The 14,390-nt window shown below is 45.0% G+C and carries 10 protein-coding genes; 2 read left to right on the top strand and 8 right to left on the bottom strand.

What is annotated here, in order from left to right; translation table 11 throughout:
* Positions 1-54: 54 nt before the first annotated feature.
* From CHI14_RS02010 to CHI14_RS01985, 6 genes are all read right to left on the bottom strand, one after another.
* Positions 55-948, bottom strand: coding sequence for a carbohydrate ABC transporter permease (locus CHI14_RS02010; protein ID WP_095286761.1), 894 nt, complete (start codon positions 946-948; stop codon positions 55-57).
* 12 nt (positions 949-960) lie between these two features.
* Positions 961-1,875 carry an ABC transporter permease gene (locus CHI14_RS02005; RefSeq protein ID WP_095286760.1) on the bottom strand — a complete coding sequence of 305 codons (915 nt, stop codon included), beginning with the start codon at positions 1,873-1,875 and terminating at the stop codon, positions 961-963.
* 61 nt (positions 1,876-1,936) lie between these two features.
* Positions 1,937-3,673, bottom strand: coding sequence for an extracellular solute-binding protein (locus CHI14_RS02000; protein WP_095286759.1), 1,737 nt, complete (start codon positions 3,671-3,673; stop codon positions 1,937-1,939).
* Positions 3,674-4,053: 380 nt separating this feature from the next.
* Positions 4,054-5,460 (bottom strand): response regulator transcription factor, encoded by a 1,407-nt coding sequence (locus CHI14_RS01995; protein ID WP_095286758.1) that lies wholly within the window; start codon positions 5,458-5,460, stop codon positions 4,054-4,056.
* Positions 5,457-7,169 carry a sensor histidine kinase gene (locus CHI14_RS01990; protein WP_095286757.1) on the bottom strand — a complete coding sequence of 571 codons (1,713 nt, stop codon included), beginning with the start codon at positions 7,167-7,169 and terminating at the stop codon, positions 5,457-5,459. The genes CHI14_RS01995 and CHI14_RS01990 overlap by 4 nt, the downstream gene beginning before the upstream one ends.
* A 465-nt stretch (positions 7,170-7,634) precedes the next feature.
* Entirely contained in the window at positions 7,635-8,189 is a 555-nt protein-coding gene (locus CHI14_RS01985; RefSeq protein WP_095286756.1) for a class I SAM-dependent methyltransferase, read from the bottom strand.
* Positions 8,190-8,717: 528 nt separating this feature from the next.
* Between CHI14_RS01985 and rsgA the strand changes: the two genes are divergently transcribed.
* Together rsgA and CHI14_RS01975 are read left to right on the top strand one after the other, a co-directional pair.
* The gene (gene rsgA, locus CHI14_RS01980; protein WP_249280967.1) at positions 8,718-9,722 is read left to right on the top strand and encodes a ribosome small subunit-dependent GTPase A; all 1,005 of its coding nucleotides are present in this window, start codon (positions 8,718-8,720) and stop codon (positions 9,720-9,722) included.
* Positions 9,719-10,729 (top strand): phosphotransferase, encoded by a 1,011-nt coding sequence (locus CHI14_RS01975; RefSeq protein ID WP_095286754.1) that lies wholly within the window; start codon positions 9,719-9,721, stop codon positions 10,727-10,729. The genes rsgA and CHI14_RS01975 overlap by 4 nt, the downstream gene beginning before the upstream one ends.
* Positions 10,730-10,833: 104 nt before the next feature.
* On the opposite strand, the gene CHI14_RS01970 is transcribed toward CHI14_RS01975, so the two are convergent.
* Together CHI14_RS01970 and CHI14_RS01965 are read right to left on the bottom strand one after the other, a co-directional pair.
* The gene (locus CHI14_RS01970; RefSeq protein ID WP_095286753.1) at positions 10,834-13,119 is read right to left on the bottom strand and encodes a preprotein translocase subunit SecA; all 2,286 of its coding nucleotides are present in this window, start codon (positions 13,117-13,119) and stop codon (positions 10,834-10,836) included.
* A 420-nt stretch (positions 13,120-13,539) separates the two neighbouring features.
* Positions 13,540-14,301 carry a kanamycin nucleotidyltransferase C-terminal domain-containing protein gene (locus CHI14_RS01965; RefSeq protein WP_095286752.1) on the bottom strand — a complete coding sequence of 254 codons (762 nt, stop codon included), beginning with the start codon at positions 14,299-14,301 and terminating at the stop codon, positions 13,540-13,542.
* Positions 14,302-14,390: the final 89 nt, after the last annotated feature.

Raw genomic sequence — 14,390 nt, 5'->3', positions numbered from 1 at the left:
TCTACCTACTCCAGATTGGTGTGCCTCTCCGATAAGGTGTGTTATAACCTCTCATTATTCTTTGACTGATCCAACGACAATGCCTGTTACAAAGTATTTTTGCAGCAGCGGATAAATCAGCAGCAGCGGGATGACCGCAACTACGATTTTTGCCGCATTCAGGTTTTTGTTCGAAATTTCAGTCAGGTTGCTGAGCTCGCTGGAGTTCGTACCAGCCTGCAGCAGATCTGCAATATTTACGTTAAGGGACTGAATATAGGTCATAAGCGGATAGTTGCTGACCTTGGTCATATAGATCAAACCGCTGAAGAAGTCGTTCCATGTGCCCACGATACTGAATAAGGCAACGGTCGCCAAGGCAGGAATGGACACGGGAACATACACTTTGAACAAGACTTGGAGCGGATTCGCCCCATCGATAAACGCCGCTTCTTCCAGTGCTTTAGGTACTGCAGAGAAGAAGTTCATCACTAGGATGACACTGAATATCGGGACAGCACCTGGTAGAACAAGTGCCCATATCGTATTAAGCATATCCAGGTTTTTGATCAGCAGGTAACTTGGAATCATGCCTCCACTGAACAACATGGCAAAAATCATGATATTCATATAGATGTTTCTGCCTTTGAATTCCCTTTTCGACTTGGATAGCGGATAAGCCATCAAAATAATCAGAATCATGTTAAGCACAAGGGCCAGCGCAACGCGCAGAACAGATATGCCAAAGGAACGCCAGAACTGTGCATCATCAATAATTTTTGAATACGCGGCTGTCGTAAAATTGACCGGAACGAGACCCACGGCATTCGCCGATACAGCCTCGCTGCTGCTGAATGAAATGGCAACAATATTCCATAACGGAAGAAGGCAAGCCATTGCCAGCATGATTACGATGGCATAGATGACAAACCGGCCAATTCGATCTTTAAAGTTTGCAGAATAGGACACGGAATTGCCTCCTTAGAATATTTTTCTGTCGGTATATTTTTTGGCGAGTTGATTCGCAGACAAGAGCAGCACGATGCCGATTACGGATTTGAACAATCCAACAGCCGTACCGAAGCTATACTGTCGCCCAACGAGACCAATCCGGTACACGTAAGTATCCAGAATATCGCCCGTTTCATACACTACCGGGTTATACAGGTTATAGACTTGATCGAAACCTGCACTCAAAATGTTGGTCAGGCTCATTACACCCATGAGCAGAATAATTGGCAGCATACCCGGCAGCGTAATATGCCATACTTTTCTCCACCAACTGGCTCCATCCATTCCTGCCGCTTCATATAGACCGGGATCAATCGACGTAATAGCAGCCAAATAAACGATGGAACTATAACCAAATTCCTTCCAGACGTCTGTTCCGATGATCAGTGGCTGGAACCACGTATTGCTGCCCAGGAAATTGATATGATCCAGGCCAAAGAACGCGAGCATTTGGTTCACGATTCCATCCAAACTGAACATGTTGACCACGACAGATGCGAGTACAACCCAGGATAGAAAGTGCGGCAGATAAACAATCGTCTGCACGGATTTTTTAACGTATTTAATACGAATTTCATTCAACAATACGGAAAATATAATCGCCATCAATGTTCCGAGTAGAATCTTGGCAATCGCAATGACTAACGTATTGCTGATGACCTGAGCGATATCCGGGAGTTTGAACATGTAAATAAAATGCTTCAGCCCTACAAATTCGGAGCCGAACATGCCCTTGGCTGGAACATAGTCCTGAAAAGCCGTAATGACACCGACCATTGGTATATAGCTGAATACAAGCAAAAACAAAATACCCGGCAGCATCATCATATGGTACATGGCACCTGTGCCAAGCCGGCCTCTTGCTTTTAATTTCCCCTGTTTCATGGATGAACCCCTTTCCTGAAGAAAGGCTGCTAATCGCAGCCCTGCTACTGTTCATGGATGTCTATTGTTTCGTTGCGATCTCGTCTTCAATTTCCTGAATGACTTGATCACCGCCTTGTTTCTTCCAGTTGCTGACGAATGTATCGAAGTAATCCAGCGGTTCGGAACCCGTCACAATTTTGATGAACGATTCCTGCTCGAGCTTCGTCAGATTGGCCCACGTTTGTTTCATGCTTGATGTAGTTCCAGAGAAAGCAGGAGTCATCCAAACGAATTTATCCTCCTTTGTCAGCTTGTCAATCAGTCCAACTCCGTTAATCCGTGAATGGTATTTGGACCAAGCGGTCACGTCATCCGTATCCATGTCGCTCAAATACGTTTTAATGCTACCGATATTGTTCTTCGATTCGGTTGTGCGAACCTCATCCAGACCAATTTCCCCTTTAATTCCACGAACGACATCAGAATAATCATCCAGCAGCGATGTAGCGGAATTGACTTCGATATTAAACGGTCTCGTAGAACCGTCTACCCCAGTCTCCTGATACTTGGCAGCTTCCGGCATGGTTGTTGCCACATCTTTATCATTTGCCAGTTTGTCGTAGAACAGGTTTACAATCTTCACTGCCAGTTCAGGGTGCTCATACCCTTTTCTTACCACGATAAACTGATTGGATGGATTAGCATGTGCCACGTTCACATTACCTTCTGCATCTTCCAACGTATACGCCGAAAACTTCGCATTTTTATCCATCTGCTTCACGCTGATCAATCCCCAGTCCGGGATATGCCACGGTCCAAAAGCGATACCGCTCTGGCCATTGGTATAGAGTGCAGTAATGTCATCAAACGTGCGAGTTCCGAATTGCGGGTCAATGATGCCTTTCTTGAACCAGTCCGCCATGATTCCCAGCATTTGCTTGGTCTCTTCTGTCGTGGAACCATACACAATTTTGCCGTCTTCCCCATTCATCCAATATTGCGGGAACGCGCCCTCGGTTGAGGCAACACCCAGCATGGTATAGGCAGAGGCATTGTAATCTGTGGTATTCAATGTGTTCACAAAAGGAATACCGACCGGATTGCCGGTTTGACCTGGATCTCTTTTCAGGAATTCCTGTGCTGTTTTCTCCACTTCTTCGAGCGAGATGGCGCCATCTCCGTCTGCATCAAGTTGGATCCCCAGCAGATCCAGCCAATCCTGACGTACCCAAACCATTGTTGGTGCGGAATCGAGGGACGTCGCCGGAAGGCCCATCAAACGACCATCAATCGTCGCATTGTCTAAGGCACGCCCATCATAGGAATCGTAAATCTGCTTGATGTTATCTGTGGCGTATTGATCGTAAATGGTAGTCAGATCCTCAATCAGGTCATTGTCCACCAATTCTTTCAGTTCGTCTTTGGAGTCGACACGCATCATGTCAGGCAATTCCCCAGAGGCGATGGCGAGGGAAACCTGACGGCTGTAATCTTCACCATTGGCTTCAAATTGATCTGTGATTTGAGCGTTAAATGTATCTTTAACCAGTCGCGTATATGCGTTGTTCTCATAGGTATCTCCAGCCGGCAGTTTCGGATTGGCTGTAGTCACCCGTCCCATGGTTACGGTGATTTCGTCTTTGTAGGCACTGAACGGATCCCCCGGAGTTACCTCATATTTGCCTGCTTCCTCTGCAGTAGGAGGAGTGGATGCGCCTCCACAAGCCGCGAGAGCTGTAACCATCAGCGCAGACATCGACAGCACGGCCAGACGTTTCGTGAGCGGTTTGCTTTTCATGGACCATTTTGTTCTCATCTAGTTCGATTCCCCTTATTCTGTTTATCATTTTTTGTTTACGCTTTCATTATAAAATGGAGTGAAGCTCCACTGAGATAGGGATTGCACGTTCGTTTGGATAGAGAAATGATTACAGTTTTCAACCGCGAACTCGGAGCATTGGTTAGATCGTAAACATTTATCCTACCTGCTGACTTACATTCATCTATCTTTCCTTATTTCCATTCGAGAACAAAGGCCGGCAGCTCCTCAAACAGGAAACTGTCGGCCTTCAATTTATCCATAATCGATAAAATGATAAAATGTCTCTTGGACCATTTCCATGACGGCCTCCAACGATCATCATGGAGACGGTCACTTTCCCTATGATGGGTGTCTGTTCAATGGGGACACATCTGCTATTTGACTCCTCTGCCTTGCTGCCGATATTCGCTTGGCAGAAGGCCTGTCGTTTCACGGAAAATCCGGCTGAAATATTTTTCATCCGTATAACCCACTCGCTCGGCAATCCAGAAAATGGTGTTGTTTGTATTGAGTAAATACTCCTTCGACTTCTCTACCCGGATGAACCTGGAGTACTCATTAAAGGTTTTCCCCATCAGATCTTTGAAACATTGACTGAAATAACTTCGGCTGATGTTGAGTTGTTGGGAAAGGCCTGAAGCCGTATACGCCTGCTCCAAGTCATCCTGCATGATCATCACTGCTTTTTTCACGGCATGGATGATTTCCTGGGAATACGAGGTCTGTTCGTCGGCCTTACGAATAACTACCGCAGTCTGTTTAATCCATTTCTCAACCTCGTACCAGGAATCGAAACCATGGATCATCGAGATCCTTCCAAGCGTTGTTTGGGCAAACAGGTGATTCCATTCCATAACGAGGGAGTATAGTAATCCCATCAACTGGCCCTTGTTTAATCGTAATGATGTAAACTGTTCAATGAGTTGGTTATAGTACGCGTCATGATGAGTCCATGGGGTTTGGAACCAACTTTGCTTAATCCGGTCTATGTCCTCATCCTGCGGTTCTTTTAAAAATGTCTCTTCCTCGTTCATCGAAACCGCAATGACTCGGACATCGGGGTTATACGCATAGAATAGAGATGTCTCTGAATAATTCATAATCCAGTTTTTGATTTGGGACCATGTTCTCTCTTGTACATCGGACAACACCAATAACGTACTATGGGGAACTTCATTCAGGGATGCCTTTAACTGATGAAACAGCGGGTCCTGCTCCTCATCCGAAGCTGCCCACATCCAGCTATTCCGTTCAACCTCCCACCGGATCACATCTCCATCGGTGGTCAGTTCCACTGGCCACTTCTGTTCGGATTTGCGATCTTGGGAAACGAGTGCATACACATTCGGGTAACGGACATTAATTTCATTGGTAGAAGGCATCTTTCGGATAGAACTCGTCAACCCCGTAATACGAGTATGGATCCGGTGCAGAACATGTTCGAATTGCTCTTTCTCCAGCTGGACTTTGGCTATATAATCAATGGCGCCCAGTCTCAGTGCTTCCTGGATATAATCGAAATCCTGATGTAAGGTTAACACGACAATATGAAGCTCCGGATAGAGCTGTTTTGTGGCTCGCATCAGTTCAATCCCTGACATGACCGGCATCGCAAGATCCGTCAACATGAGATCGACCGGTTGGGATTTCAGGAAATCCAATGCTTTCGCTCCGTTACTTGCTTCTCCTACAACCTCCATATTGAATTCGTTCCATGGCATCGCTGAGCTAATGCCTTTGCGTACCAGCTTATCGTCATCCACAATCAATACCTTAATCATGCTGAGATATCTTCTCCTTTAATGGGCAGTATGAGCAGAATGCTTGTCCCCATTCCCAATTCACTCTCGATGACCAATTGTGCTTGGTCCCCATATTGTGACTTCAACATGCGGTGAACGTAATTGAGTCCAATGCCCATTCCTACTTTTTGTTGTTCAGCTACACGATTGTTCAGCAGTTTATGAATGGTTTCCTCGCTCATGCCTGCACCATTATCCTGTATCATAATGTTCAATGTTGTATTACATGTCACTTCAATTTGAATAAAGCCTTCGTCACTCAATCCATGATAGAGCGAATTTTCAACCAGAGGTTGCAGAATAAAACGAGGCACAGGAATTTGAAGCACTTGTTCATCAGCAGTAATACGGACGTCGAATTCAAAGTCATACCGAATTTGCTGCAAAATCAGATACTGTCTTAATGCATCAATCTCCTCTTCCATCGTGGATACTTGCCCTAATTTGCCCAAGTTGTAATAGAGCAGCTTGTTCAATGACTGTACCAGCTTGTCGATCTCCCCTTGTCCGTTCATGACGGCCAGCCAGTGTACCGTATCCAGTGTATTCATCAGAAAGTGCGGGTTAATCTGATAGAGCAGTTTTTCCACTTCAAGATCTGCACGAATTTTTTCTTTCTGCTGCACTTCCTTGAAGAGATCGCCAATTTGATGCTGCATGTTGGAAAATTCACCGAGCAGAAAATCAAATTCGGGAATCTGGGTGCGAGTTCGGCTCCCCGTCATTTGTGGATTTTTGGACATCCCGTTGATTTCCGAATGGAACAAACCAAGTGGTTTATACACCATCTTCCACAGGAGCCAAGCTAGAAATACGGTAAAGCCGAGGAAAAATAAGGCGACCAGCAATATTTGAAGTAACCACTGGTTTTTTTCCTGCTGATATTGAGCCTGCGAAATGACTGAAACGACACTCCATTTCTGTGATGAATCCTCCTTGAACCAGTGATACCCCCGGGATATCCCGTCCTTGGCAGGATCGGCGGTCAGGCTGGAGAAATTCTCCCCGACCTTCATCGCTTCCGGTATCTCACTGTACACAATGTTGCCTTCACCATCCAGGATCAGATGAGACAGAGCCCCGTTGTACTGACTGTATCCCAAGTTATCCTGTGTGAGACGAAAGCCGGACTCTACGTAAATGTACACGTCGTCCCTTTCGGGCAGTTGTACTCTTCGCAGAGCAGACAGAACGAGTTGGTCATCGAACCGGTTCATGCTGATATGCGGTCCATAATATTTAATGCCATAGGTCTGGAAGAGTACAGGCAGTGACTCCGGAGAAAAGTGATCCTTAATCGGGAAGTTGCCAAACTGTGTAGTTCCATCCTTCTGGAAGTAATACAAGGTCAAACCAATATTCGGATTGGTAAACGTGACCACACTTAACTCACTTTTTAATTCGTCTCTCGCCTCCATTAATAGGAAGATATCCGAGGAAGGCTTCAGGAATTGATCCAGCTTCTTGCCAATGGTTCCTCGGTAGGACAATTGCTGTGTAACGTGATTCAGATTGGTGATTGAATTCTCCAGTGAGGATGTCACCTGCTGTAAATTACTGCGGATGCCGTCATCGATTTTATTTGCGAAAATGGAGTCAATGGTATAGTAAGAAATCGCAAATATGCTGATAAAAGGGATAAACGCACTGAGGAAGAACAATAAAAAGATCCTTTTTTTTAGTGTCATTCTGACCTAGTCTCCTTCTAAAAATAAAAACAGCAAGCCTCCTGGTTATGGAAGCTTGCTGTGAGTATACATACAGCTATACCGAATATCGTTATCCCCATAGGCTGAGGCCTACTTTGAAGCTCGTCGGCATTTCGATCCATTCAGGCGGACACATATCAGGACACTTCGTCAGTTTCCGTCCTCGTCCAATTTCCTTCATAATTATAGATCGATATTCGAATAAGTCAAACGCTTTCATACTTCTCGCCACCAAAACTAGTAGCAGGACAAGGGGAAGTCATTAAACACCCCTTCTTACATGAAGGTGAAGAATTCATATAAGCTATATCTTTCCATATCGAGCAGGAGCAACCGAGTACGAGCGTAAATTCATCTGTAGATTAACGAGGCTGCCGATGATATCGAAAGCCCCGCTTTCATTTATATTAAGCTTTGGTTTCCAGCAGAATACAGGTGCCCTTTTTACTTTTGAGCAAGGATTATATAGACAGATTGGTTGGCAATTTGGATTGACGGGTAGACTTTATTAACAATGGTGAAGCCAGCATCAAGCATTTCCACTTCCATATCTTTGGAAGAAACTCTCGGACCCGTTGAAGTCTCTGACTTTTCTAATTCGATACATAAGAACAAGCCTCTGTCTTTCAATATTCTGTTGATCTCTTTCAGAGCTGTTGCAAGAGGCCTAACTTCGTGTAAAGAAATGGATGCAATAGCTATATCAAGAATCTGGTTATCTAACGGAATTTCTCTGAAGTCACCTACCACAGATGTAATATTCGTAATACCTCTCTCCGTCGCTTGGGCTTCCAAATATTCAAGAACATCCTTATCATTGTCCAACGCATATACGGTGTTCACTCGTTCAGCAATGGACATGGAAATATAACCAGTGCCCGCTCCAAGGTCCAATACATTGTCGGTTTTCTTGATAGGCAGTAGCTCCAATAATTCCTCTGCAGGAAATCTTTCGATATTTTCTAAGTTGTTAATTTTCTTTTGTAATTTTGGATTCATGTTGGTCTCTCCTTTAATCACGGATAAAATAACTCTTTAATAACTATAATATACTTTCAATGTAATGTAAACGGTAATGTTCCTTAAAATAAGTGGAAGGATCGTTTTCGGTTAGTCGTATTTTTCAATTGATTTTCCTGGTAAAAAAGGGTATTTTATAGAGAGCTTAGTGATAAGCTAGTTCCTTACACGAAGGGAGATGTTTTTAATGGCAGCTACTTATATGGTGGTTTCGTCTTAAAACTGAATAGTTGGCATATACGAAAAAAGCGGGAATACGCCCGTATTATTTGGTATGCCATCCAAAGTAACCTTTCGTGAATATTGCTGTTTGCAGATACGATGAAGGTCGTATCTTTTTTGCGTCCTGATGCCGCGCGACAGCAGCTTCTTAAGAGGCTGCTTGTCCGTGGCATTTTTGCGTCCAAAAAACAATATTAAAGGAGCTAACCAAGAAACATGATCGATATGAAAACCTATGGCTATACAGAAATAGATGCAATTCAAGGTGGATTATTCCCCGGCAGGGTGACTGAACTTAGGCGCGAGCGCTTCACGGTCATGACCGAGCGCGGGGAAGTAACAGCGGTTCTTAAAGGAACCTTTTATCACGGCGCGGCAACACGCGTTGACTTTCCGTGCGTCGGGGATTTTGTCTTGCTGTACTACAACGAGAGCGGAGATTCTCTCATCGCTACAGTACTGCCCCGCCGCTCCAAATTCTCACGCGCGGATTACTCCGGTCATGCCACAGGTTATACCAAAACCGTGCTGGAACAGGTCGTTGCAACCAACTTTGACTATGTTTTTATCCTTTCATCGCTGAATGGGGATTTCAACGTTTCCCGTATCATGCGGTACCTGACACAAGCCCGGCAGAGCGGCGGCCAGCCGGTCATCATTCTGACCAAGGCTGATCTCGCCCCAGATTATACTCTCCCACTCTCCGAAGTCACACAAAGTATTCCTGGCGTGCCGGTTCACGCAATCTGCAGTCATACAGCCATGGGGCTGAAAGAACTCAATCCCTATTTCATGCCTGGTAAAACAATTGTCTTCCTCGGTATGTCTGGTGTTGGTAAATCGTCTCTGCTCAATGCATTGATGGAACAGAACGTAATGAAGGTTCAGGCGATCCGGGAGGTCGACAGCCGGGGGCGGCATACAACAACCCATCGTCAGCTGTTCATGCTTCCCTCCGGAAGTATGGTCATCGACACGCCTGGTATGCGGGAGCTTGGTCTTTTTGATGCCGATGAAGGCTTACGCACAAGCTTTACCGATGTGGAGGCATGGTTCCCTCAATGCCGATTTACGGATTGCCGCCATCAGACCGAGCCAGGTTGTGCCGTTCTCACCGCCATTGCCGACGGTTCATTGTCTTGTGGGCGGTGGGAGCATTATCTCGCCCAACACCATGAGAACAGGTATGTCCAGGATAAAACGAGTTACCTCATTGACAAAAGGGCGAGAAGCAAAACGCTTGCCATGTACAGCAAGAACACGAAGAAAAACGGGGGTAAGAAGATATGAATATTAAATCCGAAACGCTGAACGCTGTCTTACACAGAATATTTGAGAGAGAGATCATCTCGGCCGATTACCAAACCATACCTTTACATGGCGGTACTGTGGGAAATGTAAACTTGGTGACGGGGATTGCCGAAACATCCGAGGGTGAAAAATTGTCATACCGCATCGTGCTGAAAATTCAGAAGCAATGGACTCGTTACAATGATCCAGGCTCATGGCGCCGGGAATATGACCTCTATGCATCTGACTTGGGTGAAACCTTCTCCAATGCCTTGCGCTGGCCAACGTGTTATTATGCCGCGATGAATACCGAAGAAGATGAATTCCATCTATGGCTTGAATACATTGATGGCGTATCCGGATTGGACTTGACCGGTGACATGTATGAACAGGCCGCGCTGGAATTAGGACGCTTTCAAGGCAAACTATATGCCAAACAACCTACTGTACTGCAGAGCCTGACTAACCTGAGCCATGCGGACCTCATGAAAAATACCTATCTGCACTACCGGTCATGGCCGGTTGTTCACGACTATATACGTTCAGATGACTGCGAATTCCCGCAGCATGTGCGGCAAATGCTTATCAACTTTGATGAGCACGCTGACGAAATATTTGACCGCATTGAAAAACTCCCCCTTGTGCTATGCCATAGGGACTTCTGGGTGACCAACTTGATCTATGCTGATGGAGAAATTGCGCTCATTGATTGGGATACATCGGGATGGGGCTACTTGGGTGAAGATCTAGCAAGTCTGATTGCGGATGAAGCGGATGTTAATTACATGGTCGATTACTACAAGCGGTGTGTTCCCGCGTATTACCAGGGATTTTCTGAATATGCAGATGCCCCCCCTGTTGAAGACCATTGCGTCTATGAAATGATCCTTCTCGTCTTTGGATACAGGTTTGTGGAGAGTTATCTCCACACAGAGGATGATGAAAAGAAGACAAAACTTGTTCAAATCCTCCAAAAAATCCATGAAATGAAGAGCATCACTGTTTAATTTGTCCTGACAGAGAAACTCCGAAACCCCTGAATGTAGTGGGTTTTCGGAGTTTCTTTTGCAGCATCTATCGATTCGATAAAAGGAAATACTACTTTTAATCACTATTTCGACAGCCTATATACCGGCCATAGTGCCCATCTCAAAATTTGGCGGCCCCAAAAAGCGAAAACGGTCGTTCCAGTCCATAAGCTGCGTCTATTTTCGCTGTACTGATCGTTGATAATATACGTCCTTGTGGATGCAGGGCTTTTCAGACCGAGTTTTTCCCACTCCGATGGATCATTTGAATCTCCAAGTTTTAGAAGCATCTTCTGAGATGCCTTATTGATTTTATACGGAATTTGCTCGTAGGCCTGGGTGATTTGCATATGAAATTGGTCGATTGGATTGCGGCTGGCTATACTCTCCAAATGGATACTTTCTCGAAGGTAAGAAACATATGCCAGATGTTCCGCCCAGAACTCGTCGATATAAAAAAGACGGACCCTCTGTTCCGAGGGGCTCATCGATATATCGCCTTTTAAAATCTTAAGTCGCTCGGCGTATAGAATTCGCCTCTGATCTTCCACCATATCCGAATAACTGTTCAGTTCCAGATGAATATCAAAGTTCTGACCCATAATAACGCGCTGAATATGCTCGATTTTACTGAGAAGCACCGTGTCATCGAGAGCCTCATCCTGCCTAGGTACATGAACCAATTTATGGATGCCGAACTGAACCATAAGCTCATCTTCCAGGCTTACAAAAAATACGGAGGATCCCGGGTCGCCCTGGCGGCCGGAACGCCCGCGTAGTTGATCGTCAATCCGCACGCTTTCATTCACATATGTACTGATCACGTATAAGCCTCCCAGCTTGGCGACCAATCCTGCCTGCTTAGGATTTCCGCCACCAAGCCGAATGTCTACGCCTCGTCCTGCCATATTTGTAGAAACGGTTACGGCACCAATTTTTCCTGCTTTAGCGATAATTTCGGCTTCTTTTGCGTCGTTTTTTGCATTTAAAACATGGCATTGTACATTAACCTTCGCCAGCGCTGCCGCTAGGTTATCGGACTCCTCAACGCTGGATGTACCAATGAGAATCGGACGTCCCGTCGCATGGACAGACGAGATTTCTTGTACAAGTGCTTTTCGTTTGGCTTCTATATGAGTGTAAATTCGGTGCGGGTGGTCGATCCGTATGTTTGGTTGGTTCGGTGGAATTCGCATGACCTGCAGCGCGTAGATATGTTCAAATTCCATTGCAGAAGCATGTGCTGTAGCCGTCATTCCGCAAATGCCCGGATACAGGCTAATAAAATGTTGAATCGTGATCGTGCCGAGAATTTTCCCGCCTACGGTCCACTGCAGCCCTTCTTTGGCCACAAGCGCGGCTTGCAGTCCGTCAGGTAAATACCTGTTTTCAGCCACTCGGCCAGTATATTCGTCAATCAACTCGATTCCACCGTCTCGGACGATGTAATCAACGTCTCTTTTCAGTAACGTTTCCACATGCAGCGCACAATTTAATGACGTTAACAAATGCGTATTATGGCTATCGTACAGATTGCCGCATCTGAGCAGTGACTCTGCCTTCGCTGAGCCTGCTTCATTCAAGTAAACGTTCCGTTGGAACTCATCGAATTCGTAATGCTCTCCTTGTTTGAGCTGCTGAGCCACTTTTGCGAAACGAATATCGTCATTCTTGGAAGATCCCGACTCTCCACTAATAACCAGCGGCACCCGCGCTTCATCAAGAAGCAGCGAATCCGCCTCGTCGACGATGACGAAGTGGAACGGACGATGAACCAGTTCAACTTCGTTGAGCGTGATCGTGTCTCGTAAGTAATCAAATCCTGCTTCTTTAGCCGTCACATAGGTTATATCGCTAGCGTAGGCATTCTTTTTCTCGTACGGATTCATGCCCGCTTGAACTGAGTTTACACTTAACCCAAGAAAGCGATAGATGGGGCCCATCCACTCGGCATCCCGGTTAGCCAAATAATCGTTAAACGTCAGCACATGCACGCCCTGTCCTGTCAGCCCATTTAGATAAGCGGGCATAACAGCAGAGAGTGTTTTTCCTTCACCCGTGTGCTGCTCAATCAAAAATCTCTTATGCAGAGCGATGGCTGCCATGATCTGTACATCGTACGGGTTTAATCCAAGCTTTCTCTTCGCCACCTCGCAGACTAAAGCGTAGGCATCGACAAGCAGCTCATCCAAAGCTCGGCCCCGTAATGCTTCCTCTTTCAAGCGATGTGATTCCTCTTGAAGTCGTACATCGTCCCACGCCTCCAAATTCCTTTTTCTGATGAGTTTCACTTGGTCTCGATAGCCTTTCAACTGCTGCCGGCTATCGCGATCTTTGAGTTCACTGATCAACTTGGTGACTACATTCACGGGTTGATCCCTCCTCTGTGGAAGTGCACTTCCTTTGCTCAATGAAATGCACTTGGATTCGACAACATGAGTTCTAAAAACAACTCACTATCAGAGCAATTATTGTATTCTTTTCACAAATAAGAATTTGATTGTTGGGTTACTTTCCAATTCGTTTTGATTAGTATTCTAGCCGTGCAATTCCATCCCCTTCTTAATGATTTCATTCTCTACTGATGAATTGGTTATAAGGTAGGTGTCTGATAGAAAAAAAACCGTTTCCTCAACATGAACGCTAGCATCGAGGAGCCATGTTGAGGGAACGGTTTATTCACACCATACTAATGGCCGATCATGAAGAGTTTTCAACTTGAAACTTAAAATTGTGGTTGTTCTTTTCCCCAATCATCGAATAAGGTATCCGAGTTAAATAATAGATTGTCAGAATTCCAATTTATCGCTTCGGTACTCAATCCCTAATTCCTGAATTAAACGGTTCAGCCCAGACCAGAGATTTTCACAGAGCTGATAAAGCTCTTCTTTTTCAGATAAATCTCCACTGATTACTTTTCTCGCGAGCTCAACATATCCTTCTGGCTTAATTTGTCTATCTATAGATTCTTCCAGAGTTACCGCTCTACTGGTATAGTATTGCTTATTCAACAGACCAATCAATTTTGCATTTTGCCATGTGAAATCAAAAACAGCACGGGGTAGATAAGAAAGATTATTCGTAAATTGCATATTTCGAATCTTGCCCATCGTTTCGTAAGGCTCCCAAATGATAAATTCTGCGATCACTTCTCTAAATGCTTCTTCGGGTACGGAAAGTGCAACTTCTTTCGTCCTTTTAAATATACCTTTCGGATCATACAAAGAGGTAATGTGTAAGAAGCTCCCCATTTTAATTGCCCATCCATCGTCTACTGAACGCGCTTGATCTAACCATTCCGATGTCTGCTTTGTAGAAATCTCCAATTTGAATGGATGATAGATTAATTCATGGCTAGGTATATTCGCTCCATCTCGACAAATTACATGTAATTCGATATCTGAATATGGGCCGTCTTTTCCTTGAGCAACCGAACCATAGATGCCGATAGCTTCAATATCCTCATCGTATTTATCCAACAACTTGTCCTTTATCTCATACACAAAATCCAATTTTTCTTGACGACTTGTACGGGCTGGAAAAGGCAGCATACAAACCCTCCTGTTCGTTATCATGATCTCATTTATTTTAACATTCACGGAACTAAGCTGCCCGTGGGACTTGAGGGTTCTCTGTTAAT

Source organism: Paenibacillus sp. 7516, assembly GCF_002272715.1.
In the GTDB taxonomy this organism is placed as follows: domain Bacteria; phylum Bacillota; class Bacilli; order Paenibacillales; family Paenibacillaceae; genus Paenibacillus; species Paenibacillus illinoisensis_A.
The sequence above is the reverse complement of the archived record's forward strand: the minus strand, read 5'-3'. Positions and strand labels throughout refer to the sequence as shown.